Source organism: Pantoea sp. X-Soil-TKNS-1211 (assembly GCF_059730495.1).
Genome location: NZ_AP035953.1, coordinates 4,177,401 through 4,201,114, shown reverse-complemented (window position 1 = coordinate 4,201,114; position 23,714 = coordinate 4,177,401). Strand labels below are relative to the sequence as shown.

The 23,714-nt window shown below is 55.6% G+C and carries 22 protein-coding genes; 13 read left to right on the top strand and 9 right to left on the bottom strand.

Annotated elements, in window-relative coordinates; translation table 11 throughout:
• Nucleotides 1-5: 5 nt before the first annotated feature.
• The 5 genes from ilvG to ilvA are packed head-to-tail and all read left to right on the top strand — an operon-like array spanning nt 6 to nt 6,316.
• Nucleotides 6-1,652: an acetolactate synthase 2 catalytic subunit gene (ilvG, locus tag AC6I8W_RS19835; RefSeq protein WP_497836372.1), complete on the top strand. Its 1,647-nt coding sequence runs from the start codon at nt 6-8 to the stop codon at nt 1,650-1,652.
• Nucleotides 1,649-1,906 (top strand): acetolactate synthase 2 small subunit, encoded by a 258-nt coding sequence (gene ilvM, locus AC6I8W_RS19830; protein WP_013510963.1) that lies wholly within the window; start codon nt 1,649-1,651, stop codon nt 1,904-1,906. Before ilvG ends, ilvM begins: the two co-directional genes overlap by 4 nt.
• Nucleotides 1,907-1,924: 18 nt before the next feature.
• On the top strand, nt 1,925-2,854 hold the full coding sequence (gene ilvE / locus AC6I8W_RS19825) for a branched-chain-amino-acid transaminase (RefSeq protein ID WP_013510962.1): 930 nt from the start codon (nt 1,925-1,927) through the stop codon (nt 2,852-2,854).
• A 60-nt stretch (nt 2,855-2,914) separates the two neighbouring features.
• Entirely contained in the window at nt 2,915-4,765 is a 1,851-nt protein-coding gene (gene ilvD / locus AC6I8W_RS19820; protein WP_497836371.1) for a dihydroxy-acid dehydratase, read from the top strand.
• A 3-nt stretch (nt 4,766-4,768) separates the two neighbouring features.
• Nucleotides 4,769-6,316: a threonine ammonia-lyase, biosynthetic gene (ilvA, locus tag AC6I8W_RS19815; RefSeq protein ID WP_497836370.1), complete on the top strand. Its 1,548-nt coding sequence runs from the start codon at nt 4,769-4,771 to the stop codon at nt 6,314-6,316.
• On the opposite strand, the gene ilvY is transcribed toward ilvA, so the two are convergent.
• On the bottom strand, nt 6,317-7,198 hold the full coding sequence (ilvY, locus tag AC6I8W_RS19810; protein ID WP_013510959.1) for an HTH-type transcriptional activator IlvY: 882 nt from the start codon (nt 7,196-7,198) through the stop codon (nt 6,317-6,319). It abuts the gene before it with no gap.
• A 160-nt stretch (nt 7,199-7,358) separates the two neighbouring features.
• On the opposite strand from ilvY, the gene ilvC reads away from it, so the two are divergent.
• On the top strand, nt 7,359-8,834 hold the full coding sequence (gene ilvC, locus AC6I8W_RS19805; protein WP_497836369.1) for a ketol-acid reductoisomerase: 1,476 nt from the start codon (nt 7,359-7,361) through the stop codon (nt 8,832-8,834).
• Between the two features lie 191 nt (nt 8,835-9,025).
• Here the strand turns inward: ilvC and AC6I8W_RS19800 are convergent, their stop codons facing one another.
• The 3 genes from AC6I8W_RS19800 to AC6I8W_RS19790 all read right to left on the bottom strand — a co-directional run bounded on the left by AC6I8W_RS19800 (nt 9,026) and on the right by AC6I8W_RS19790 (nt 12,583).
• Entirely contained in the window at nt 9,026-10,360 is a 1,335-nt protein-coding gene (locus AC6I8W_RS19800) for an MFS transporter (RefSeq protein ID WP_497836368.1), read from the bottom strand.
• A gap of 276 nt (nt 10,361-10,636) precedes the next feature.
• Nucleotides 10,637-11,644: an inner membrane protein YhjD gene (gene yhjD, locus AC6I8W_RS19795; protein WP_497836367.1), complete on the bottom strand. Its 1,008-nt coding sequence runs from the start codon at nt 11,642-11,644 to the stop codon at nt 10,637-10,639.
• Between the two features lie 39 nt (nt 11,645-11,683).
• A complete protein-coding gene (locus tag AC6I8W_RS19790) occupies nt 11,684-12,583 on the bottom strand; it encodes a LysR family transcriptional regulator (protein WP_497836366.1) in 900 nt (299 codons plus the stop codon).
• A gap of 115 nt (nt 12,584-12,698) precedes the next feature.
• Between AC6I8W_RS19790 and AC6I8W_RS19785 the strand changes: the two genes are divergently transcribed.
• A complete protein-coding gene (locus tag AC6I8W_RS19785) occupies nt 12,699-13,457 on the top strand; it encodes an SDR family NAD(P)-dependent oxidoreductase (RefSeq protein ID WP_208724383.1) in 759 nt (252 codons plus the stop codon).
• Between the two features lie 79 nt (nt 13,458-13,536).
• Here AC6I8W_RS19785 and AC6I8W_RS19780 read toward each other — a convergent pair whose 3' ends face one another.
• Nucleotides 13,537-14,385 carry a PhzF family phenazine biosynthesis protein gene (locus tag AC6I8W_RS19780; RefSeq protein ID WP_497836365.1) on the bottom strand — a complete coding sequence of 283 codons (849 nt, stop codon included), beginning with the start codon at nt 14,383-14,385 and terminating at the stop codon, nt 13,537-13,539.
• A 113-nt stretch (nt 14,386-14,498) separates the two neighbouring features.
• On the opposite strand from AC6I8W_RS19780, the gene AC6I8W_RS19775 reads away from it, so the two are divergent.
• A complete protein-coding gene (locus AC6I8W_RS19775; protein ID WP_497836364.1) occupies nt 14,499-15,122 on the top strand; it encodes a glutathione S-transferase family protein in 624 nt (207 codons plus the stop codon).
• On the opposite strand, the gene AC6I8W_RS19770 is transcribed toward AC6I8W_RS19775, so the two are convergent.
• Nucleotides 15,089-16,591, bottom strand: coding sequence for an aminotransferase-like domain-containing protein (locus AC6I8W_RS19770; protein ID WP_497836363.1), 1,503 nt, complete (start codon nt 16,589-16,591; stop codon nt 15,089-15,091). The two genes, AC6I8W_RS19775 and AC6I8W_RS19770, sit on opposite strands and share 34 nt — an antisense overlap.
• Before the next feature lie 123 nt (nt 16,592-16,714).
• Between AC6I8W_RS19770 and AC6I8W_RS19765 the strand changes: the two genes are divergently transcribed.
• Complete coding sequence (locus AC6I8W_RS19765; protein ID WP_497836362.1) at nt 16,715-17,302, top strand: LysE family translocator; 588 nt, start codon at nt 16,715-16,717, stop codon at nt 17,300-17,302.
• 82 nt (nt 17,303-17,384) lie between these two features.
• Here AC6I8W_RS19765 and mqo read toward each other — a convergent pair whose 3' ends face one another.
• Both mqo and AC6I8W_RS19755 read right to left on the bottom strand, forming a co-directional pair.
• Nucleotides 17,385-18,998 (bottom strand): malate dehydrogenase (quinone), encoded by a 1,614-nt coding sequence (gene mqo, locus AC6I8W_RS19760; protein ID WP_497836361.1) that lies wholly within the window; start codon nt 18,996-18,998, stop codon nt 17,385-17,387.
• Nucleotides 18,999-19,508: 510 nt separating this feature from the next.
• The gene (locus AC6I8W_RS19755) at nt 19,509-19,964 is read right to left on the bottom strand and encodes a carboxymuconolactone decarboxylase family protein (RefSeq protein WP_497836360.1); all 456 of its coding nucleotides are present in this window, start codon (nt 19,962-19,964) and stop codon (nt 19,509-19,511) included.
• A gap of 64 nt (nt 19,965-20,028) precedes the next feature.
• Between AC6I8W_RS19755 and pdxR the strand changes: the two genes are divergently transcribed.
• Together pdxR and AC6I8W_RS19745 are read left to right on the top strand one after the other, a co-directional pair.
• The gene (pdxR, locus tag AC6I8W_RS19750) at nt 20,029-21,471 is read left to right on the top strand and encodes a MocR-like pyridoxine biosynthesis transcription factor PdxR (RefSeq protein WP_497836359.1); all 1,443 of its coding nucleotides are present in this window, start codon (nt 20,029-20,031) and stop codon (nt 21,469-21,471) included.
• A gap of 81 nt (nt 21,472-21,552) precedes the next feature.
• Nucleotides 21,553-22,197, top strand: coding sequence for an FMN-dependent NADH-azoreductase (locus tag AC6I8W_RS19745; RefSeq protein ID WP_497836358.1), 645 nt, complete (start codon nt 21,553-21,555; stop codon nt 22,195-22,197).
• Here AC6I8W_RS19745 and AC6I8W_RS19740 read toward each other — a convergent pair.
• On the bottom strand, nt 22,187-22,429 hold the full coding sequence (locus AC6I8W_RS19740; RefSeq protein ID WP_497836357.1) for a DUF1158 domain-containing protein: 243 nt from the start codon (nt 22,427-22,429) through the stop codon (nt 22,187-22,189). The two genes, AC6I8W_RS19745 and AC6I8W_RS19740, sit on opposite strands and share 11 nt — an antisense overlap.
• Nucleotides 22,430-22,712: 283 nt before the next feature.
• Here AC6I8W_RS19740 and mntP point away from each other — a divergent pair, with 283 nt between their 5' ends.
• Both mntP and AC6I8W_RS19730 read left to right on the top strand, forming a co-directional pair.
• Nucleotides 22,713-23,285, top strand: a complete 573-nt coding sequence (gene mntP / locus AC6I8W_RS19735; protein ID WP_497836356.1) for a manganese efflux pump MntP — start codon at nt 22,713-22,715, stop codon at nt 23,283-23,285.
• Nucleotides 23,204-23,500: a hypothetical protein gene (locus AC6I8W_RS19730; RefSeq protein WP_497836355.1), complete on the top strand. Its 297-nt coding sequence runs from the start codon at nt 23,204-23,206 to the stop codon at nt 23,498-23,500. The genes mntP and AC6I8W_RS19730 overlap by 82 nt, the downstream gene beginning before the upstream one ends.
• Nucleotides 23,501-23,714: the final 214 nt, after the last annotated feature.

Genomic DNA, 23,714 nt, shown 5'->3' with positions numbered 1-23,714 from the left:
TAACCATGACAGGTGCACAGTGGGTAGTTCAGGCTTTACGCGCGCAGGGTGTTGATACAGTGTTTGGTTATCCTGGCGGTGCCATCATGCCAGTGTACGATGCGCTCTACGATGGCGGCGTGGAACACCTACTGTGTCGGCATGAGCAAGGTGCGGTGATGGCGGCGATTGGTTATGCGCGCGCTACCGGCAAAACCGGCGTCTGTATCGCCACCTCGGGTCCTGGCGCCACTAACCTGATCACCGGCCTGGCCGATGCGATGATGGACTCTATCCCGGTGGTTGCCATTACCGGACAGGTTGCCTCGCCGTTTATCGGCACCGATGCATTTCAGGAAATTGACGTTCTCGGCTTGTCACTGGCCTGCACCAAGCACAGCTTCCTCGTTGAATCCCTTGATGATCTGCCTTCAGTGATGGCTGAAGCTTTCGCCATCGCCCAGTCTGGCCGTCCTGGCCCGGTACTGGTTGATATCCCGAAAGACATTCAAATCGCCAACGGCGATCTGACACCGCACTTGCTGCCGGTTGAAGAGGCGCTGAGCCATTCACCCCAGCATATCGCTGAAGCGCGCGCCCTGATGGCGCAAGCAAAAAAGCCGATGCTGTATATCGGCGGCGGCGTGGGTATGGCTCAGGCCGTTCCGGCGTTACGTGCGATGGCGATCGATACCGGTATCCCGATGGTTGCCACGCTGAAAGGTCTGGGCAGTGCGGATGCCAACAGCGATCTCTACCTCGGCATGCTGGGAATGCACGGTACCAAGGCGGCAAACATTGCGGTTCAGGAGTGTGATTTGCTGATTGCGGTTGGTGCGCGTTTTGACGATCGCGTTACCGGCAAGCTCGACACCTTCGCGCCACACGCCAGCGTTATCCATCTCGATATCGATCCCGCCGAACTGAACAAGCTGCGTCGTGCGCACGTTTCGTTGCAGGGCGATTTGAATCAGATGCTGCCCGCTTTGAGTATGCCGCTGCAAATCGATGCATGGCGCACCGAAGTCAAAGCGATGAAAGCGGAATTCAGCTGGCGCTACGACCATCCGGGCGAAGCAATTTATGCTCCGTTGCTGCTGAAACAGCTTTCCGATCGCAAAGCAGATAGCGCGGTGGTGACCACTGACGTGGGTCAGCATCAGATGTGGGCGGCACAGCATATGTCGTTCAGCGCGCCGGAAAACTTTATTACCTCCAGCGGTCTCGGCACCATGGGCTTTGGCCTGCCAGCTGCGGTAGGGGCCCAGGTGGCCCGTCCGAACGATACCGTGATCTGCGTATCCGGTGACGGCTCCATCATGATGAACATTCAGGAGCTGGGCACCATCAAGCGCGGTAAACTGCCAGTTAAAATCTTGCTGCTGGATAACCAGCGTCTCGGCATGGTGCGCCAGTGGCAGCAATTGTTCTTTGATGGTCGCTACAGCGAAACCATCCTGACTGATAACCCCGATTTCCTCACGCTGGCCAGCGCTTTTGATATCCCCGGCCAGCGCATTACCCGTAAAGATCAGGTCGACGCCGCCCTTGATGCTCTGCTGAACAGTGAAGGTCCTTACTTCCTGCATGTTGCGATTGATGAGCATGAAAACGTCTGGCCTTTGGTGCCACCTGGTGCCAGCAACGCAAACATGATGGAGAAAACCATATGAACCAGCATCAATTGTCTATCGAAGCGCGCTTTCGCCCTGAAATATTGGAGCGCATTTTGCGCGTCGTGCGCCACCGTGGTTTCCAGGTGTGTACCATGAACATGGCATCAGCCGCGAATGCCGAAAACATTAATATCGAAATGACCGTTGCCAGCCAGCGCTCAGTCGATTTACTGTCTTCGCAGTTAAGCAAACTGATGGATGTCGCTTGCGTCCAGATCCAACAACAGACAACACAACAAATCCGTGCCTAGTCGCGAAAGGAAATAACAATGAGTACGAAGAAAGCAGACTTTATTTGGTTCAATGGGGAGATGGTTAAGTGGGAAGACGCCAAGGTTAGCGTCATGTCTCACGCGTTGCATTACGGTACTTCTGTGTTTGAAGGCGTGCGTTGCTACGATTCTCACAAAGGTCCGGTGGTGTTCCGTCATCGTGAACACATGCAGCGTCTGCACGACTCCGCCAAAATCTACCGCTTCCCGATCAAAGCCAGCGTAGATGAGCTGATGGAAGCCTGCCGCGAAGTACTGCGCGTCAACAAACTGAAAAGCGCCTATATCCGTCCGCTGGCGTTTGTCGGCGACGTGGGCCTGGGTGTGAACCCGCCAGATGGCTACACCACCGATGTGATCATCGCGGCATTCCCGTGGGGTGCTTACCTGGGTGCTGAAGCGCTGGAGCAGGGCATCGACGCGATGGTTTCTTCATGGAACCGCGTAGCACCGAACACCCTGCCGACCGCAGCGAAAGCCGGTGGTAACTACCTGTCTTCTCTGCTGGTCGGTAGCGAAGCACGTCGCCACGGCTATCAGGAAGGTATCGCTCTCGACACCAACGGCTATATTTCAGAAGGTGCCGGTGAAAACTTGTTCGAAGTGAAAGACGGTATTCTGTTCACGCCGCCGTTCACCTCTTCTGCGCTGCCGGGCATCACCCGTGACGCCATCATCAAACTGGCGAAAGACATGGGTATCGAAGTTCGCGAGCAGGTGCTGTCACGCGAATCCCTGTACCTGGCTGACGAAGTGTTCATGTCTGGTACTGCGGCGGAAATCACCCCGGTTCGCAGCGTTGACGGTATTCAGGTGGGCGCAGGCAAATGTGGTCCGGTGACCAAACGCATTCAGCAGGCATTCTTCGGCCTGTTCACTGGCGAGACTGAAGACAAATGGGGCTGGCTGGACCAGGTTAACCCATAACACGTTTTTTCGCGGACGCAGCAGCGTCCGCGACATTATCCTTACTGGAGTAAATAGAGCATGCCTAAGTACCGTTCCACCACCACCACCCATGGCCGTAACATGGCGGGTGCCCGTGCCTTGTGGCGCGCGACAGGAATGACCGACGCCGATTTTGGTAAGCCGATTATCGCCGTGGTCAACTCATTCACCCAATTCGTGCCAGGTCACGTCCACCTGCGCGATCTCGGCAAACTGGTCGCTGAACAAATCGAAGCGGCTGGTGGTGTGGCTAAAGAGTTCAACACCATTGCAGTGGATGACGGTATCGCCATGGGTCATGGCGGCATGCTGTATTCACTGCCTTCGCGTGAGCTGATCGCCGACTCTGTTGAGTACATGGTAAACGCCCACTGTGCCGATGCGATGGTCTGCATCTCGAACTGCGACAAAATCACTCCCGGCATGCTGATGGCCTCACTGCGCCTCAACATTCCCGTGATCTTCGTTTCTGGTGGCCCGATGGAAGCGGGTAAAACCAAGCTGTCGGACAAAATCATCAAACTGGATCTGGTGGATGCGATGATTCAGGGTGCCAACCCGAACGTCAGCGATGCCGACAGCGAGCAGATCGAACGTTCAGCCTGCCCGACTTGTGGTTCCTGCTCCGGTATGTTCACCGCCAACTCGATGAACTGCCTGACCGAAGCGCTGGGCCTGTCGCAGCCGGGTAACGGTTCGCTGCTGGCGACCCACGCTGACCGTAAGGATCTGTTTATCAATGCTGGTAAGCGCATCGTTAACCTGACCAAACAGTATTACGAGCAGGATGATGAGCGTGTACTGCCACGCAATATCGCCAGCAAAGCGGCGTTCGAAAACGCCATGACGCTGGATATCGCGATGGGTGGCTCCACCAACACCGTACTGCACCTGCTGGCAGCGGCGCAGGAAGGCGAAATCGATTTCAATATTTCCGATATCGACCGTCTGTCGCGCAAAGTGCCGCATCTGTGCAAAGTGGCCCCGAGCACCCAGAAATACCACATGGAAGATGTGCACCGTGCCGGTGGTGTTATCGGTATCCTCGGTGAGCTGGATCGTGCCGGTTTGCTGCACACTGACGTGCGTAACGTGTTGGGTCTGAACCTGCGTGAAACCCTGGATCAGTACGACATCATGCTGACCAAAGACGAAGCGGTGAAAAAGATGTTCCGCGCCGGTCCGGCCGGGATTCGTACCACTCAGGCGTTTTCACAGGATTGCCGCTGGGACACGCTGGATGACGATCGTCAAGAAGGGTGTATCCGCACCCGTGAATTCGCTTTCTCGCAGGACGGCGGTCTGGCGGTGTTGTACGGCAACCTGGCGGAAGATGGCTGTATCGTGAAAACCGCCGGTGTGGACAAAGAGATCCTGACCTTTAAAGGCCCGGCCAAAGTTTACGAAAGCCAGGATGACGCAGTAGAAGCGATTCTCGGCGGTAAAGTGGTGGCGGGCGACGTGGTAGTGATTCGCTACGAAGGGCCGAAGGGTGGACCGGGCATGCAGGAAATGCTCTATCCGACCACCTACCTGAAATCGATGGGCCTCGGCAAAAGCTGTGCGCTGATCACCGATGGTCGTTTCTCTGGTGGTACTTCCGGTCTCTCCATCGGCCACGCTTCGCCGGAAGCGGGCAGCGGCGGCACCATTGCGCTGGTGAAAGACGGCGACATCATCGAAATCGATATCCCGAACCGTGGTATCAAGCTGGCGGTGCCGGACAACGAACTGCACGCGCGTCGTGAAGAAGAAGAAGCACGTGGTGATGAGGCGTATACGCCGCATGGGCGTGTGCGTCAGGTCTCCTTCGCCCTGCGTGCCTATGCATCACTCGCGACCAGCGCTGACAAAGGCGCGGTGCGCGATAAGTCCAAGCTGGGAGGCTAACAGATGGCTGAGTCTCAACCGCTACCCGCGGCGCCCTGCGGCGCGGAGTATTTGCGCGCGGTATTGCGTTCACCGGTGTACGAAATCGCCCAGGTGACGCCGTTACAGAAAATGGAAAAAATTTCATCGCGTCTTGGCAACACCATTCTGGTGAAGCGTGAAGATCGTCAGCCGGTGCACAGCTTCAAGCTGCGCGGGGCTTACGCGATGATGGCCGGTCTGACTGAAGAGCAGAAAGCGCGTGGCGTGGTGACGGCCTCGGCCGGCAACCACGCGCAGGGCGTGGCGCTCTCGGCCAGCACGTTAGGCATCAAATCACTGATTGTGATGCCGCTGGCCACGGCAGATATCAAGGTTGATGCGGTGCGCGCATTTGGCGGTGAGGCTTACCTGTTTGGTGCCAACTTCGACGAGGCGAAAGCCAAAGCGATAGAGCTGGCGGAGCAGCAGGGTTACACCTTTGTGCACCCGTTCGACCATCCGGCGGTGATAGCCGGGCAGGGTACGCTGGCGATGGAGCTGTTGCAGCAGGATGCACATCTCGATCGCGTGTTCGTGCCGGTGGGTGGCGGTGGTCTGGCGGCGGGTGTGGCGGTACTGATCAAGCAACTGATGCCGCAGATCAAGGTGATTGCTGTCGAGTCGGAAGACTCAGCCTGTCTGAAAGCGGCGCTGGATGCCGGTCATCCGGTGGATCTGGCGCGCGTGGGGTTATTTGCAGAAGGCGTGGCGGTGAAGCGCATCGGTGACGAAACCTTCCGTCTGTGTCAGGAGTATCTTGACGACATCATCACCGTGGATAGCGATGCTATCTGTGCCGCAATGAAAGATTTGTTCGAGGATGTGCGTGCGGTGGCGGAGCCTTCCGGGGCGCTGGCGCTGGCGGGGATGAAGAAGTATATCCAACAGCACAACATCAAAGGCGAACGTCTGGCGCATGTGCTGTCGGGGGCTAACGTTAACTTCCACGGCCTGCGCTACGTCTCCGAGCGTTGCGAGCTGGGTGAGCAGCGTGAAGCGTTGCTGGCGGTCACCATCCCTGAGCAACAGGGCAGCTTCCTGAAGTTTTGCCAGACGCTGGGAGGCCGATCCGTCACCGAGTTCAACTATCGCTACGCCGATGCTGACAACGCCTGCATCTTTGTCGGTGTGCGCCTAACGCGTGGGCTGGAGGAGCGCAGTGAGATCATCAGCCAGCTGACGCAGGGCGGGTATAACGTGGTGGATCTCTCCGACGATGAAATGGCGAAGCTGCATGTACGCTACATGGTTGGTGGTCGTCCCTCCAAACCGTTGCGCGAGCGTCTGTTTAGCTTCGAGTTCCCGGAAGCACCCGGCGCATTGCTGAAGTTCCTGCAAACGCTGGGTACGCACTGGAATATCTCGTTGTTCCACTATCGCAGCCACGGTACCGATTACGGTCGTGTGCTGGCAGCGTTTGAACTGGGTAATGATGAACCACGCTTTGAGGAGCATCTCACGGCGCTGGGTTATGACTTCCACGACGAAGCCAATAACCCAGCGTTCCGCTTCTTCCTCGCCGGTCAGTAACTACAGCAGGTTCCAGAAGGCATTGATAAGCGGCTCTCCGAGCCGCTTTTTTTGTACGCACACGCCCAGTTCGAGCGGTGCGACCGACTCGACATTCTCCAGCACCAGTACGCGATTACGTACCGGCTCCGGGCTGTTTTCCAGCACCACATCGGGCAGTAGCGCAATGCCACATCCCAGCGCCACCATCGACACAATCGCCTCATGGCCCGAGACCGTGGCATAAATCAGCGGATTGGGGATGCGGCGGCGGCGAAACCACAGGTCGATACCCCGCCGCGCAGGCCCTTGTTCCGGCAGGATAAACGGAATCAGCGACCAGTCTGGCTCGTCCTGGGTCGCCTGGTTACGCACCGGGCAGGGCAACGCCGGGGCGATCAGGACCAGCGGAATCAGCCCAAGTGGCGTAAAATCTATGCTGGCAGGCAGTGATTCAGGGCGACCGGCAATCGCCAGGTCGGCCTCACCGGACTGCACCATCTCAATCGCATCGGCGGCATCGCCGGTGGTGAGCTTGATCTCCACCTGCGGATGTTCGGCTCGAAAGCGGTCGAGAATCGGTGGCAGATGGCTATAGGCTGCCGTGACCGAACAAAACAGACGTAACTCGCCACTGAGCGAGGGGCCGTTCAGGTCCATCACATGACGCAGTTGCTGATATTGCAGCAAGGTTTGCTGGGCAAACTGACGCAGCCGCTCACCGGCTTCGGTCAGCGTCACGGTACGGTTATCTCGCAGAAACAGTGCGTGGCCGACATCTTCCTCAAGGCGCTGGATCTGGCGCGACAGGGTAGAAGGGCTGACATGCATGGCACGTGCGGTGCGGCCAAAGTGGCAGCTTTCGGCCAGATGCAGGAAGAGTTTCAGGTCTCGTAAATCCATGCGCGGGTAACCTCAGAGTAATATTGCAAATCCTGCAACGTGACCTTGTAAATATATCAATTTAAGCAACAGATTTCCTGTCATATGATGGGGTCATTCGCGGCGTTACTTATGGCGTCGTTACTGAACAAAGCAAACACAACATCAAACCGGAGTACCCATGGCTAACTACTTCAACACATTGAACCTGCGCAACCAGTTAGCGCAGTTAGGCAAATGTCGTTTCATGTCTCGCGATGAATTCGCGGATGGCGCCAGCTTCCTGAAAGGCAAAAAAGTCGTCATCGTTGGCTGTGGTGCTCAGGGCCTGAACCAGGGCCTGAACATGCGTGATTCCGGTCTGGATATTGCTTACGCCCTGCGTGCCGAAGCGATTGCTGAAAAGCGTGCTTCTTTCCGTAAAGCGACCGATAACGGCTTCAAAGTAGGTACTTACGAAGAGCTGATCCCGCAGGCTGACCTGGTGGTTAACCTGACGCCAGACAAGCAGCACTCTGCTGTGGTTCAGGCGGTACAGCCGCTGATGAAAGACGGCGCAGCGCTGGGCTACTCACACGGTTTCAACATCGTTGAAGTGGGCGAAACCATCCGTAAAGACATCACCGTGGTGATGGTGGCACCGAAGTGCCCGGGTACTGAAGTGCGTGAAGAGTACAAGCGTGGTTTCGGTGTGCCGACCCTGATCGCGGTTCACCCGGAAAACGATCCGAAAGGTGAAGGCCTGGCGATTGCCAAAGCCTGGGCCTCTGCGACCGGTGGTGACCGTGCGGGCGTGCTGGAATCCTCTTTCGTTGCTGAAGTGAAATCTGACCTGATGGGTGAGCAGACCATCCTGTGCGGTATGTTGCAGGCCGGTTCTCTGCTGTGCTTTGACAAGCTGGTGGCAGAAGGTAACGATGCAGCTTACGTTGAGAAACTGATTCAGTTCGGTTGGGAAACCATCACCGAATCACTGAAGTTCGGCGGCATCACCCTGATGATGGATCGCCTGTCTAACCCGGCGAAACTGCGTGCTTACGCGCTGTCTGAGCAGCTGAAAGGCATCATGGCTCCGCTGTTCCAGAAGCACATGGATGACATCATCTCCGGTGAGTTCTCATCTGGCATGATGGCTGACTGGGCTAACGACGACAAAAATCTGCTGACCTGGCGCGAAGAGACCGGTAAAACCGCGTTCGAAACCGCACCGCAGTTTGAAGGCAAAATCGAAGAGCAGGAATACTACGACAAAGGCGTTCTGATGGTTGCCATGGTGAAAGCGGGCGTTGAGCTGGCATTCGAAACCATGATCGACGCGGGCATCATTGAAGAGTCTGCTTACTACGAATCACTGCACGAGCTGCCGCTGATCGCCAACACCATCGCACGTAAGCGCCTGTATGAAATGAACGTGGTGATCTCTGATACCGCTGAATACGGTAACTACCTGTTCTCCTTCGCGGCGGTACCGCTGCTGAAAGAGTTCATGACTACCCTGCAACCGGGCGACCTGGGCAAAGCAGTGGCAGGCACTCAGGTAGACAACGCACAACTGCGTGACGTGAATGAAGCGATTCGTCAGCACCCGATCGAAGCGGTTGGCCGCAAACTGCGTGGCTACATGACCGACATGAAACGTATCGCCGTAGCGGGTTAATCCGTTCGCGACACCGTTTTCAGCAACGAAGAACCCCGGCTTGCCGGGGTTTTTTTATGCCTGATGATTAAAGCCGCGCGATAAATCCCCCCTGATCGCACTGTGCAGGACGCAAGTACGTGATGTGATATGAGATACAGCCAATAAAAAACCCGGCCTGAGCCGGGTTTCATGTTCAACACATCAACGTATCAAACTGCTTCGTACAGCGTCTGATCACGCGTCTCTTTACAGGCAATCAGCGCAATCAGGGTCAATGCCGCCATCGAAGCCAGATAGAAACCCACCGCCTGCAAACCATAGTTCGCATTCAGCCAGGTCGCGATATAAGGCGCAACAGAAGCCCCCAGAATCGACGACAGGTTATACGAGAACGAGGCACCGGTATAACGCACTTCAGTCGGGAACAGTTCTGGCAGCAACGCACCCATAGGGCCAAACGTCAGGCCCATAATGCTCAGGCCGAGCAGCAGGAAGCCCATCACCAACACTTGTGAACCGGAACCGAGCAGCGCCGGGAACATAAAGGCGAACGCGATAATCATCAGGGTAATGGTGATCATGGTCTTACGGCGACCAAAACGGTCAGCCAGCAGGCCCGCAATCGGCACCATCACACCAAAACCAATCACCGCGACCATCAGCATCCACAGGAAGCTGTTACGCGAATAACCCAGACCGACCGGAGCAGGTGCCGTACCGTAGCTCATGGAATACACGGTCATGATGTAGAACAGCGTATAGGTGGCGAGCATGATAAAGGTGCCGAGAATGGTGGCAACCAGGTGTTTGCTCAGCAGGGTGCCAATCGGTATGCGCACCTGCTTTTTCTCTTTCTGTACTTTGGCAAACACCGGGCTTTCATGCAGCGATACGCGCACATACAAACCGATAATCACCAGCACCGCTGAGAGGATAAAAGGTACACGCCAGCCCCATTGCATAAATTGCTCGTCAGTCAGCAGCCAGGAGAGCAGCAGGAAGGTGCCGTTGGCAAAGAAGAAGCCAATCGGTGCGCCAAGCTGCGGGAAGGAGCCGTACAGCGCACGCTTTTTCGCCGGGGCATTCTCGGTCGCCAGTAGCGCCGCGCCGCCCCATTCGCCGCCAAGGCCCAGGCCCTGACCGAAACGTGCCAGCGCCAGCAGCAGCGGAGCTGCGACACCAATGGTTTGATAGCCCGGCAGCAAGCCGATCAGCACAGTTGACACACCCATCGTCAGCAGCGAAGCCACAAGGGTGGCTTTACGACCTACGCGGTCGCCAAAGTGACCAAACACCGCCGAACCAATCGGACGTGCAATGAAGGCGATGGCGAAGGTCGCCAGTGACTGTAGCGTCGCGACGGTGGCATCACCTTGTGGGAAGAAAATATGGGGGAAAACAATTACCGCCGCCGTGGCGTAAATATAGAAATCGAAGAATTCAATCGCGGTGCCGACAAGTGATGCAACAACCACTTTGCCGCGTGAATTGACTGGCGTGTCGTTGTGTTTCTTGTCGAGTGGTTCTGTGATGGAGGCTTGCATAACTGTTTCTTAATTGTAAATTGAAACAAAGAATCTTACGCACCTGTTTTGCGTCATTCAATGGCGAAAAACCGCGTCACAACAGGCTTTTTCGGCGAAAAAGAGGATAATTTCTGAGTTCATGCAATCGGCGGCGAATGGGAAGGGTAACGGCGGCTTTTTTGGCGGGAATCTCTGCAAAAGGGCCAAATAAAAGTGACCCTTTAGCGATTCCTGCTGAGTTTTGCCGCAAAAACAGCCAATGGGTAACATTTTTGGCTGTTGCGGCAAATGTAACTAATGTTGCTGATGGGGTTGCGGCATCTCTTTATCATCTTTATATCTGGCCGTAGCAATCCAGGCGGCACAGAACAGCGTCAGACGTGCAAAGAAGTAGAAAAAGGCCATCAGGCCCAATACTGAACCGAACGCTGCCCCGGAGGGCGAGGTTGCCAGTTTTGGCAGGGTAATAGTCATGACAAACTTAATCACCTCAAAGCCGATGGCCGCCAGCAAGGTGCCGCGCAGCAGCGCTTTTTTACGCGGTTTGTGGCGTGGCAGAATCCAAAAAATCCACAGAAACAGCAGATAGTTAGCAAAGATCGAGATAGTCAGCGCAATGATGGTCATTGCCGGACGCAGCCACTCAATATGGTCCAGCCCCAGTGCCTGTACAATCGCCGCCTGAGCCGCCCCGGCTACCGAGGTCAGCGACAGGGTGATGACCAGCGCCAGCATCAAACCGGTGAGTGAGATAAAATCACGTATGTATTTCTTCCAGAATTTTTCCTGATCATCAGGTTTACGTTCCCATACATCGCGTGATTGCGCGCGAATCGCTTCGCGCAGGTTGCCCATCCAGTTAATACCTGAATACAGCGCCAGCAGCAGGCCAGTCAGGCCGACGGTGGCACGTTGCTGAATCGCCGTATTGACGGTGTTTTTCAGGGTTTTGGCGAGGTTGGGATCGCTGATACTGTTGACGATTTTGTTGATCAACTCCGTGAGTAAATCCTGATTCGACGCCAGCACAAAACCGACCGCCGCAAAGGAGACCATCAAAATCGGTATCAATGAGAGAAACGAGAAATAGGTGATAGCGGCACCAAACTGGCTACCGAGGCGATCGTTAAAGCGCTCCAGCGCGCGCAAAAAATGGGCGACCACCGGGATGGACTGAAACCAGGCCGCGAAGCGCGAAACATGCACTATCGAACGGTCCACGTGCTGGTTACCGGTTTTCAGATCAATCAGCGGCTTTTGCCCAGCCGCCTTTTCCTGATTTTTTTCGTCCGTCATAGACATTCATCATCCTGTTCACTACGAAATTTAAAGTATAGCCCGCTAGGTGACGTACTCCTGCAAGACCTGGCTTAACCACTCCATAAACACCCGCACCCGCCGCGCGACATTGCGACGATGGGGATAGAGCAAGGAAATCGGCATCGGTTTGGCGGGAAAATGATGCAGAACCTCCACCAGTTGCCCGGACTCCAGTAGCGGCTGCACGCCAATCGCGGGCACCTGAATAATCCCCAGCCCGGCAATGCAGGCGGCGCGATAGGTTTCGGTGCTGTTGACCGTCACCACGCCGCCGGTCTGGATGTGGTGTGTCTGCTTGCCATCAAAATATTCAAATCCTGACGACGGCTGGCCCAACTGCTGGGTGTAATGCACCATCGCGTGTTGCGACAAATCCTCCAGCCGCATCGGCCTACCGAAGCGGGAAAGGTAATCGGGACTGGCGCAGTTAATCAAGGCATAGGTTCCGATTTTGCGCGCGATCAGGCCGGAATCTTTCAGTTCCCCCACACGGATTACGCAGTCAAACCCCTCACGGATCACATCCACCTGCCGATCGCTGCTGCTAAGCTCAAGTTCAATGCCGGGATAATGCTGCAAAAACTCCGGCAGACGCGGCAGGATAAAACCGGTCGCCATCGCCACCGACATATCCACGCGCAGTTTACCGCTCAGCGTCGCCGGGTCATGTTGGAACAGGCTGTCCATATCATCGAGCATCGACAGCAAATCGAGGCAGCGATCGTAATAAACCAGCCCATCCTGGGTGAGGTGGACACGACGGGTGGTGCGATGCAGCAGCCGTGTACCCATTTGATTTTCCAGCGCTTGTAATTGGCGCGATACGCTGCCTTTTGGCAAACCAAGGCTTTCTGCCGCGCGGGTAAAACTGCCCATTTCCGCCACCCGCACAAAAACCTGCATTGCGTGAATTTTATCCATGTTGTTCACCGATTGTTGTTGTTAGTGAAACAGTGCAGCGCATTACAACGAGTTTATAGATCAAACCTCAGAGAATATCCTTGAAACGAGTTCAATTTTGCAACAGGAGCGAATCATGAGTCACAAAATTGCGTTGATTACTGGTGGCAACCGCGGTTTAGGCAAGAATGCCGCGTTAAAACTGGCCGCAAAAGGCACCGATATTATTTTTACTTACCGTAGCCATGCAGAAGAAGCTGAGGCGGTAGTGAAGGAGATTGAAGCGCTGGGGGCACGCGCTGCCGCGCTGCTGCTGGATGTCGGCGATACGCGTCAGTTTGATGGCTTTGTGAGCCAGGTTAAAGAGACGTTGCAAAAGGTGTGGCAGCGAGACAACTTTGATTACTTAGTGAACAACGCCGGGCACGGTCACTACAAGCTGTTCAGCGAAACTACCGAGGACGAGTTTGACGCGTTGGTCAACGTGCACTTCAAAGGGCCGTACTTCCTCACCCAGAAATTGTTACCGGTGATTATTGATGGTGGCCGCATTCTTAATATCTCCAGCGGTCTGACGCGCATCACTTATCCGGGTTCCAGCACCTATGCGTCAATGAAAGGAGCGATGGAAGTGCTGACGCGTTACCAGGCGAAAGAGTTGGGCGAACGTCGTATCCGCGTCAACATCCTGGCACCGGGAGCGATTGAGACAGATTTTGGCGGTGGGCGCGTACGCGACACCAAAGAGATCAACGACACCATTGCCTCACTGACGGCACTGGGCCGTGTCGGGCTGCCGGATGATATCGGTGACGCGGTCAGCGCGATTCTGAGCGATGAAACTGGTTGGATCACCGCGCAGCGTATCGAAGCATCGGGTGGGCAAGCACTTTAAGGCAGGTTCCGTAGCGGTGCGATTCCGTGCGCGATGACGCGAAAACCTGCGCGATAAATCGCGCCGCTACATTCGTGCATTATAGTTCGATCGTGCCTGCTATTACCGTCACCGTCTGACCGCCGATCCAGATGGCCTCAGGTGTGAAGCTGACCTGAATGCGTCCGTCACGTTGAATCACGCTACCCTGACGGGCGCGGTAGTCGCGGGTATCGCCCTGTGCCGCAAAATAGCGTGCCAGACAGGCGTTAGCGCTGCCAGTCACCGGATCTTCCACCAGGGTGCCATTTTCGATAAACAGTGCGCGCAATTCATATTGCTCGCTTTCTCCCTCTGGCAGTGGGCCAAACGGTGCGATGCCATTCACCTTCGCATGTTTTTGCAAGCGCAGCAGATCGCTGGCATTGGCCTGAATCTCCCGCACCGCTGCGGCACTGGTCATCGGTAACAGCAACCAGCGAATTCCCATATCCACCACGGTTGGCGACTGGGTTTCATCTAAGGCGTCGCTATTGATGGCGCTGCCGATTAGCGCATCGCTGAAAGGCGTCAGGGTGGCAGCCGGGGCGGCAAAAGCCAGCGCACCGTCAGCACTAATCTTGACGTCCACCAGACCCACGCCACACTCCTGCACGATTTTGCCCGGCGTCTTCAGCGGCCAGCCCGCTTCGAGCAGCGCATGGGCAGTGCCGAGTGTCGGATGTCCGGCAAACGGCAGCTCGCCGCCAGGGGTAAAGATGCGTACACGATAATCCGCCGCCGCATCTTCCGGTGGCAGCACAAAGGTGGTTTCCGACAAATTGGTCCAGCGCGCAATGGCGGCCAGCTGCGCATCGCTTAATCCCTGCGCATCCATAATCACCGCCAGCGGATTGCCGCGAAAGGCTGATGAGGTAAAGACATCCACTTGTTTAAACGCGACCTTCATTGTCACTCCTTCCTCGTTAAGGTGTTCTGAAATCCGGATTTACATGATGTTGATTGCTAAAGGTAATCAATAGGGCTATGAATAGATTAACAATTATGCAACCGGAGTTCGCTATGTTAAAAATTCTTGGCCGCACATCGTCAATTAATGTGCGCAAAGTGTTGTGGCTATGTGCAGAGCTGGATATCCCCTATGAACACGAAGTGTGGGGCGATGAAAACAAATCGCTGCACTCGCCCGAATTTTTGGCACTCAACCCCAATGCCATGATTCCGGTGATTATCGAAGACGATTTCGTCATGTGGGAATCCAATGCCATCCTGCGCTATCTCGCCACCAGTTATGGCGGCGAGTGGCTTTACCCGGAAAATCCCCGCGCCCGTGCGCCGATCGATCAATGGATCGACTGGCAAGCCACAGAACTTAACACCTCTTGGCGCTATGCGTTTATGTCGCTGGTGCGCAATTCGCCCGCACACCAGGATGAACGTCTGCTGGCAGCGGCCTGCAAAGGCTGGAACCACACTATGGGTATTCTCAACCAGCAGCTGGAAAAAACCGGGCGCTACGTAGCAGGTCGCAACTTCACGCTGGCGGATATTCCTGTCGGCCTGGCGGTGAACCGCTGGTTTGAAACGCCACTGGAACATGCCGACCTGCCAGCGGTACGCACTTATTACGAACGTTTGACCGAGCGTGAGGGTTACACCACCTGGGGCCGCAACGGCACGCCCTGATTCTGTCCCGGCGGCAGGCCGCTTAATTCGCAGGCCAGCGTGCCGGTACGCTCCAGCGCCCAGGTGTAACGCGCGTCGAACGGATAACAGCAGGAGAGGCGCAGCGCATGGGTGTAGCGCTCACTCAGTGAGTAAAGCGCACCCGGCGTGACGCAAATCTGCTCCTGCAACAGCCGATGAAACATCTCCACGGTATCCACTTTTCCTGGTAACTCCACCCAAAACACAAAGCCACCACGCGGCAGGGTAGCGCGTGTTCCCTCTGGGAAATGGCGGGCGATAATGCCGCGTGCCGCATCAAGGTTGGCGGCATAACGACGGCGCAGGGTGCGCAGGTGGTGATCGTAGCCGCCGCTGGCGAGAAACTCTGCCAGCACTTCGCTTAGCAGGCGCGACTCCGACATCGACGACACCGCTTTCAGCCGGGCAATCCTGTCGTGAAAACGCCCGGCCGCCGTCCAGCCGATGCGAAAATCCGGGGCCACGGTTTTGGTAAAGCTGGTGCAGTAGATCACCCAGCCCTCGCGGTCGAACGCTTTGACCGGTGGCGACAACGGCCAGTCAAACTGTAATTCGTCGTACAGGCCATCCTCAATCAATGGGAGCTGGTAAGTATTCACCAACTTCGCCAGACGTTTCTTATGCGCCAGCGGCATCACGTAGCCAAGTGGATTCTGTGCGCCGGGCATGGCGATCAGCGCCTGAATTCGCTGCTCCTGCAACAGCATCTCCAGCGCGTCCAGCGATAAACCTTGCTGTGGATCGGTGGGGATCTCCAGCGCTTTCAGCCCGAGTGAGGCCAGCAGTGGGAAGAGAAAGAAATAGGTGGGGGACTCCAGTCCGACGCAGTCGCCGGGTTTGGTCACCGCACGTAATGCCAGTTGCAACGCTTCCATGCAGCCGTGGGTGAGGGTGATGTCCTGGGCGGTAAGGTTTATCCCGGTATGCAGGCCGCGACGTGCAATCTCCTCCCGTAAGCGCTCACTACCAGGAGGGAGCGCGTAACGACCGACGATTTGCGGGTTACGGCGCAAAACGCTGGCGGTAATACGGCTCAGACGTGCTGATGGATACAATTCAGCATCCTGCGGGCAAGCCAGCGAGATGTTGGTGTAATCCGGGTTGTTCTGTGCGGCAAATACCTGCTCAATCAGCTCCAGCTTTTGTGCGCTGGGATCATCCACTTGCGCCCGCATTTTCTGCACCGGGCGCGTCAACGCAGGTAACACGCTGCGTACGTAATAGCCGGACTGGGGGCGTGCTTCGATCAGGCCGCGATCTTCGAGGATTTGCCAGGCATTGAGCACCGTATTGATACTAACCTGGTGGGATTGTGCTACCCGGCGTATGGCGGGCAAGCGTTTACCGGGCTTTAGCGTCCCCTGGTGGATAGACTCAGCAAAGCTATCGGCGAGCTGCTGATACAGCGTCTGGCCGGATGAAAGAGGTAGGGACACAAAAGCCTCCATATTCGATGGGTACAATTAACAATTTGGTAAACTGTAACCATAACAATAGTCATTTTGTGTCTCTGTTTCCATTGTCTTGTGACGATTAGCATGGTGTCATGTTGATCAATCAGGAACTGCATCATGCTCGATCCCTCTTTCTTCAGTTATGTCACCGTTATGTCGATCACGCCCGGCCCGAATAACCTGCTGCTTGCCACATCTGGTGTGAATTTTGGCTTTAAGCGTACTTTGCCGATGGTGTTTGGCATTATGCTGGGCTGTGCGGTACAGGTGGTGCTGGCGGGGGTAGCGTTGGAGGTATTACTGCACTGGATGAGCGCAGTTCGCCTGCCGCTAACGCTGGTGGGATGCGGCTACCTGCTATGGCTGTCATGGAAGATCTTTCGTGCCGGAGCGCCACAGGCGCGGGAAAGCGTCCAACCGATGACCATCCTGAGTGGTGCCTTGTTTCAGGCAGTCAATCCCAAAGCCTGGTTAATGGCGAGTAACGTGGCGTTGATGTATGCCAACAGCAATGGGGTGGCGGCGATCGTGGTGGGATTTGCGCTGCTGAACCTGCCGTGCATTCTGATTTGGGCGGCGCTGGGAGATCGTTTGCGCAGCCACCTGCAAATTGCGTGGAAGCGCCAGGCTTTTAACAGCCTGATGGCATTGTCACTGGTGGTTACCACCGGATGGATGTTGTACGACGCATTACAATTGGTCTAAGGACTGCTGGAATTCGTAGCGGCGCGATTTATCGCGCAGTTCTGGAAAAAAACGGCGCGAAAAATCGCGCCGCTACGGGTGGTTACTTGCCGACGACGTGCGCGGTTTCGCGACCTTCGTCGTTTGCCGCCATCGGCGTCACCGGTGCGTAGTCGAGTTGCAACACGCGGCTGGTGTCACTCAGCACTTTCTCGGTCAGCGCCACGTCACCGTTCAGCTTACGGCCCCATGATGGGATCACCGCACGGATTTTGGTCTGCCACTCAGGCGAGCGCATCTGCTCCGGGAAGACCTTCGCCATTAGCTCAAGCATAATCGGTGCGGCAGTTGATGCGCCCGGTGAGGCACCCAACAACGCCGAAATCGAGCCGTCTTCTGAAGTGACTACTTCGGTGCCGAGGCGCAGCACGCCGCCGTCTTTCTCATCATTCTTGATGATCTGCACGCGCTGACCCGCCGTTACCAGACGCCAGTCTTCCTGCTTCGCCTGGGGTACATAAGCGCGCAGGGCTTCCATACGATCGCTGTCGCTTTGCAGCACTTGATCAAGCAGATATTTCACCAGGTCGAAGTTCTTCAGGCCAACCTGCATCATCGGCATCAGGTTGCTGCCATTCATCGCGCCGAACATATCCAGCAGCGAGCCTTGCTTGAGGAATTTGGTGGAGAACGTCGCGAAGGGACCAAACAGCAGCACCTGTTTGCCATCCAGCACGCGGGTATCCACGTGAGGCACGGACATCGGCGGCGCGCCGACCGACGCTTTGCCATACACCTTCGCCATATGCTGCTGCACCACGTCCGGATTTTCTGTCACCAGGAACGAACCGCCAACCGGGAAACCGGCATAGCCTTTCACTTCCGGGATGCCGGATTTTTGCAGCAGCGGCAGCGCCGCGCCGCCTGCGCCGATAAACAGCTGACGGGCAATGAGCAGACGGCTTGCGCCACTGTCGAGGTTAAACAGGCTGACCTGCCAGCGACCATCACTCAGGCGTTTGATATCACGCACTTCCTGGCGCATGCGCAGGCGGAAATTGGCTTTTTTCTCCAGGGCTGCGATCAGCTGGCGCGTCACTTCACCGAAGTTCACGTCGGTGCCCATTTCGGTCCAGGTGGCGGCGACTTTCTGGTTCTTCTCGCGGCCATTCATCACCAGCGGGATCCACTGAGTAATTTGCTCGCGTTCTTCTGAATAGGCCATGCCACGGAACAGGGTGCTTTTTTGCAGTGCCTGGAAACGTTTGCGCAGGAATTCGACATTATCGTCGCCCCAGACGAAGCTCATGTGCGGCGTACTGTGGATAAAGCTTTTCGGATTGCGCAGATTGCCTTTCTGAACGTGATAAGCCCAGAACTGACGGGAAATCTGGAACGATTCGTTAATCGCTACCGCTTTGGCAATATCAATGCTGCCATCCGCCTTCTGCGGCGTATAGTTCAGCTCTGCCAGTGCAGCGTGACCGGTTCCGGCATTATTCCAGCCATTGGACGACTCTTCCGCCACCGTTGCCAGGCGCTCGACCATCTCAATAGACCAATCCGGCTCCAGATCTTGCAACCAGGTCCCTAAGGTAGCGCTCATGACGCCAGCGCCAATCAACAGCACATCGACGTCTTTTCGTTCCTGAAGGTTTGCGCTATCCATGCCAGCGGCGCTTACTGCCAGCGCCAGATTTACCGCAGTTTTGCTCATGAGGCGACATCTCCTCTTCTGTTGACCTGAAGTTCAACAGGTTCGCAGGCGAAACAGCCACGCTTCTTTCGAGCGCGTCGCGCCGTTTCTCAAAGGTTAAGACTCAGGTTAAGTCGTGGGGGTGCTAACGGTTAACTGCACGTTATGCATAGTCATTCGAATATAACATTCTCGTATCGGAATTAAACGTTTGTTTATTTTTTAAAGGCAGAAATGATTCAGCATAAGAATTAATCGGTTCAACCCACTTGTCATAAGGGATTTTTATCTCCTAATCAGACGGTTACGTGCGTGGCGATGTTGCGATATTGTGAGTGGTTTGTGTGGCTTTTAACGAGGTTAACACCAAAGGTGTTATGGTTAACTTTATGATAATATTGAATTTAAAGAAAATTGATTTTTTATGCGATTTTTATGTTGCGCGATATTTCGCCCGTTTGTGTAAAAATAATGTTACATTTGTGTGATAACTGATTTGGGCGCGCGCGACCGCGCCCGTCAGAAGAAATTTCAATCACGCGGTGCACTATCGGGTAACTTTTTCAGACTGATCGCCAACCGGTTGTAGGTATTCATCAGGCCAATCGCCACGTTGAGATCCACAATCTCCTTGTCGCTGAACACCGCTTTCACTTGCTCAAACAGCGCGTCCGGTGCGCCCTGGCTGGCAATCAGCGTCAGCGTTTCAGCCCACGCCAGCGCCGCCTGCTCGCGCACATCAAACAGCGATCCCGACTCATGCCATACCTGGGTTAACACAATTTTGTGCCACGGCATGTCGGCTTTGTGCAGCGCCTGGGTGTGCATATCGATGCAGTAAGCACAGCCGTTGATTTGCGAAACCCGTAAAAATACCAGCTCCAGCAGGCTGTGCGACAGGTCAGTTTGTGACAGGTAGCTGTAAACGCCGCCTAAGGCTTTCATGGCACCAGGTGCGGCGCTGTAAAAATCGATACGTTGGCTCATCTTTCGTTCCTCAATCAGTTATGGTTTTCATCTGCATTGTTAACCGCCGTATGGAGCAACAAAAGTGCCAAAAAATGATAAAAACAGTGGCCCATTCGCCCTGACGCTGGATCGCTCCGATACGCGGGGATTAAGTGAACAGCTGCACCAGCAACTCAGCACGGCGATTGCAGAAGGGCAATTGGTCGCCGGAGCACGGCTGCCTTCCTGTCGGGATCTGGCGGTGCAGCTGGGTGTGGCACGCGGCACGGTACGGCGCGCTTACGACATGTTGGTTGATAGCCAACTATTGGTGGCAAAAGGGGCAGCAGGCACTTTTGTCGCGGCTGCGGCGTTAACCCAACCACCACGCACGGTGGCGGCGGCAACGGGTTCAGCCTTGCTGGATATGGTGTATGACTTTGACACCGCGCCTCTCACCTTCCAGATGGGCGTGCCCGCCAGTGATGCCTTTCCCGCCAAAGTCTGGACTCGCGTCGTACAACGCCAGGCGCGCCAGCAGGCCAGCCAGTCGCGCGGTTATCCCGATCCGCGCGGTAGCCTGGCGCTGCGACAGGCACTGGTGGGCTATCTGGCGATGGCACGCGGCATCCATTGTCAGGCAAGTCAGATCCTGATCACCAATGGTTATGCGGGCGCGCTGGGTTTGATTGCACTGGCGCTCGGTTTGCACGGTCAACAGGCATGGATGGAAGAACCGGGTTTTATGCTGGCACGCGCGGCATTGCAGCACATGCATGTCACGCCAGTTGGCATTCCAGTGGATGTTGAGGGATTGCAGGTGGAGGAGGGGATTGTGCATGCGCCTGATGCTGCATTTGCCCTGGTCACGGCGGGTCAGCAGGCACCGCTTGGGGTTACGCTGTCTTTGGCGCGACGCCAGGCCTTACTGGCATGGGCCAGCACTCAGCAGCGCTGGATTGTGGAAGATGACTACCTTGGCGAGCTACAACTCGGTAGCCGTGCCGCACCGGCGCTGGCAGCGATCGATAACGACGGGCGGGTGATTCATGTCGGCACCTTCAGCAAAACCCTCAGCCCCAGCCTGCGTCTTGGCTTTGTCGTGGTGCCTCCGGGGCTGGCGGCGCGTTTTGCCGATACCAGCGCGCTGCTGGCGCCCGCCTCGTCAGCGCTGCTGCATGATGCGGTGGCGGAGTTTCTGCGCGAGGGCCATTTTCTGCGCCATCTGCGGCGCATGAAGCGGGTTTATCATGAGCGACTGGAGGGGATTGTCGCGGCGTTACGCCCCCATTTCCCGGATGTACAACGTGCCGGGCTGGCGGTGATTATTCGCTTACCCGCAGGCACGCCAGACCAACAAATTGCCCGTGAGGCGCTGGCCTATGGCCTGGCCCCTTCACCGCTCTCCATCTGGTATCAACACGAGGCCGGGCGGCAATACGGTTTCCTGCTCGGCGTCACCCAATTGCCGCGCGAAGGGTTTGCCCGCTGCGCGGAACGGCTGAAATGGCTGGTGGATGCGCATCAAACGCGAATGGACCAATAAAAAACCACATTCTTGTGCCTTTTTCTGGTCCATTGAGGGAATTACGCTACGCCTCATTGCAACGAATGAGGAATCCGAGTGATGAAACTATTACATGTTGATGTCAGCCCAAAAGGTGCCAAATCCAACTCACGCACCTTAAGTCGTTATTTTGTAGAGCGTTTACAGGCGAAAATGCCTGCCTTGCAGGTGGAGTATCTCGATCTGGACCAGCATCCGGTGGGCCATGTCAGCGGGGAGTTCGCCCAGGCGACCTACACGCCGGAAGAACAACGAACACCGCGTATGCAAGCGGTGCTGGCCGATTCCGATCGCCTGTGCGCGCAGCTGCTTAATGCTGATGCTTTGCTGTTCGCCATGCCGATGTACAACTGGAGCATGCCGTCGGCCTTCAAAGCCTATATTGATGCCATCATTCGCACCAATCTGACGTATCACTTTGATGAGCAACAAAATGTGGTAGGTAATCTGACCCGGCAAAAGGCACTGTTTCTGACCACGCGTGGGGCCAGCCTGCAACCGGGTTCGCCTTATGCCGACATGGATGCCTTAACGCCAGCGCTGCGCGCCGCCTTTGGTTTTATCGGTATCCAGGCACCGCAGTTTGTCAACGCGGAGCCGCTGGCATTTGCGGACCAGGCAGCACGGGAAGCGGGTTTAGCACAGGCGTACCGCGATCTGGATGCGGTGGTGATGCAATGGGCTGATGCTGCGGTTACTGCCTGAACCAGCGTCGCCAAACGAAGCGGATCACGAAAAATTCAATCGCGCCCAGCAGCAAAAACCACAGACAAAACACAATGGTGTAAAGCTGATTCAGATCCTGCAAATGAAAACGGGTTTGCAGGCTCTTTGCCACCGCCAGACTAAAGGCTGGGGCAGGCAGCAGCAGCGCAGAGAGAAAGCCCAGCAGTAGAATACCGCCAGGGATAATCAGGGTTTCTAATGGGTTTTTCATCGCAAAATTCCACAACAAGTCGCGCGGGCATTAGCGCACAAAGGCCCACAGGGTGCAATCCCTCGGACTAAAGGCTTGAGATTTTTCTTCTATTCCATCGACTTAGCAGCAGAAATAGCGAGAGTTAAGAGTTATAGCCTTTGCTATACTTAACGCCCTGATTTTACTGTCTTTTTTTTAGTGAATTTGCGTGTTAGACTGCGCGCACTTTTTCATTACTGAACAATAAATGCGGACAAACTCCAGGCTTATACGCCTTTTGCGCCGCGTTGACTGAAAAATCATGACATTTTTCGCAACCCTGATTCTGGCCTTTGGTATGTCGATGGACGCTTTCGCCGCAGCACTTGGCAAAGGCGCGTCCCTGCATCGTCCAGATTTTAAAGAGGCGCTGCGCACCGGTCTGATTTTCGGTGTGATTGAAATGCTCACCCCGCTGATTGGTTGGGCAATTGGCCAGGCCGCCAGCCGTTATGTGATGGCGTGGGACCACTGGCTGGCATTTGGCCTGTTGACCCTGCTCGGTGGCCGTATGATGATGGCGGGCTTAAGTCAGACCGCAGGGGAACCCTGTGAGCCGCCGCAGCGCCACGGTTTTATGGTGTTGGCGTTAACTGCGGTAGCCACCAGTCTGGATGCCCTGGCAGTGGGTGTTGGCCTGGCATTTTTGCAGGTGAACATCGTGATGACCGCCATCACCATCGGCGCAGCCACCACCGTGATGGCGACGACCGGTGTGATGGTAGGGCGCTTTATTGGCCCGGTGCTGGGCAAATGGGCGGAAGTGCTGGGGGGCGTTGTCCTAATTTGTATCGGTTCCACCATTTTGGTGGAACATCTGGGTTGGTTCAGTTAAGGTTTTGGTTATCGGCAGATTGTGCAAATGCGGAAAAGCTGCATTTTTGTGATCTGGTTCAAAGTTTCTTGCTTAAAAAACAGGCTGGCGATATACTTTTTTTAGTATTTCTCAACTTATTTTTAATCAGGTACTTTATGAAACGGTTCTTCAAATACGTGTTTCTTGCTTATGTTGAAACTTACAAACACGTACCGCCGGGTGCTTTAAACTAAGCGCCCCGCACGCAACCCTCGATAATCGCGGTCAGGGATCGACCGGTGATTATCAATGATTTTCTTATCTCTTCCGCGCATTTTCTCCCCAATTTTCCCCTAAAACCGACGCTTTACCCCCTCCGTCATCAGATTTAGATCTGGCTATAGCCTGAGGTTATACCCCGCCACTAAACAAGCATTCGTCACCCCCGCCAACGGCATGGAATAGTCA

Excerpts from the sequence above, each read along its gene's own strand:
- ilvY (WP_013510959.1), bottom strand. The coding sequence starts at position 7,198 with ATGGATTTACGAGACCTGAAACTCTTCCTGCATCTGGCCGAAAGCTGC.
- AC6I8W_RS19785 (WP_208724383.1), top strand. The coding sequence starts at position 12,699 with ATGAGTCACAAAATTGCGTTGATTACTGGTGGCAACCGCGGTTTAGGC.
- mntP (WP_497836356.1), top strand. The coding sequence starts at position 22,713 with ATGACATTTTTCGCAACCCTGATTCTGGCCTTTGGTATGTCGATGGAC.
- AC6I8W_RS19755 (WP_497836360.1), bottom strand. The coding sequence starts at position 19,964 with ATGAGCCAACGTATCGATTTTTACAGCGCCGCACCTGGTGCCATGAAA.
- yhjD (WP_497836367.1), bottom strand. The coding sequence starts at position 11,644 with ATGTCTATGACGGACGAAAAAAATCAGGAAAAGGCGGCTGGGCAAAAG.
- AC6I8W_RS19775 (WP_497836364.1), top strand. The coding sequence starts at position 14,499 with ATGTTAAAAATTCTTGGCCGCACATCGTCAATTAATGTGCGCAAAGTG.
- ilvG (WP_497836372.1), top strand. The coding sequence starts at position 6 with ATGACAGGTGCACAGTGGGTAGTTCAGGCTTTACGCGCGCAGGGTGTT.
- ilvD (WP_497836371.1), top strand. The coding sequence starts at position 2,915 with ATGCCTAAGTACCGTTCCACCACCACCACCCATGGCCGTAACATGGCG.
- AC6I8W_RS19790 (WP_497836366.1), bottom strand. The coding sequence starts at position 12,583 with ATGGATAAAATTCACGCAATGCAGGTTTTTGTGCGGGTGGCGGAAATG.
- ilvA (WP_497836370.1), top strand. The coding sequence starts at position 4,769 with ATGGCTGAGTCTCAACCGCTACCCGCGGCGCCCTGCGGCGCGGAGTAT.
- mqo (WP_497836361.1), bottom strand. The coding sequence starts at position 18,998 with ATGAGCAAAACTGCGGTAAATCTGGCGCTGGCAGTAAGCGCCGCTGGC.
- AC6I8W_RS19765 (WP_497836362.1), top strand. The coding sequence starts at position 16,715 with ATGCTCGATCCCTCTTTCTTCAGTTATGTCACCGTTATGTCGATCACG.
- AC6I8W_RS19770 (WP_497836363.1), bottom strand. The coding sequence starts at position 16,591 with ATGGAGGCTTTTGTGTCCCTACCTCTTTCATCCGGCCAGACGCTGTAT.
- AC6I8W_RS19780 (WP_497836365.1), bottom strand. The coding sequence starts at position 14,385 with ATGAAGGTCGCGTTTAAACAAGTGGATGTCTTTACCTCATCAGCCTTT.
- AC6I8W_RS19745 (WP_497836358.1), top strand. The coding sequence starts at position 21,553 with ATGAAACTATTACATGTTGATGTCAGCCCAAAAGGTGCCAAATCCAAC.
- ilvE (WP_013510962.1), top strand. The coding sequence starts at position 1,925 with ATGAGTACGAAGAAAGCAGACTTTATTTGGTTCAATGGGGAGATGGTT.
- AC6I8W_RS19740 (WP_497836357.1), bottom strand. The coding sequence starts at position 22,429 with ATGAAAAACCCATTAGAAACCCTGATTATCCCTGGCGGTATTCTACTG.
- ilvC (WP_497836369.1), top strand. The coding sequence starts at position 7,359 with ATGGCTAACTACTTCAACACATTGAACCTGCGCAACCAGTTAGCGCAG.
- AC6I8W_RS19730 (WP_497836355.1), top strand. The coding sequence starts at position 23,204 with ATGGGCGGAAGTGCTGGGGGGCGTTGTCCTAATTTGTATCGGTTCCAC.
- AC6I8W_RS19800 (WP_497836368.1), bottom strand. The coding sequence starts at position 10,360 with ATGCAAGCCTCCATCACAGAACCACTCGACAAGAAACACAACGACACG.
- ilvM (WP_013510963.1), top strand. The coding sequence starts at position 1,649 with ATGAACCAGCATCAATTGTCTATCGAAGCGCGCTTTCGCCCTGAAATA.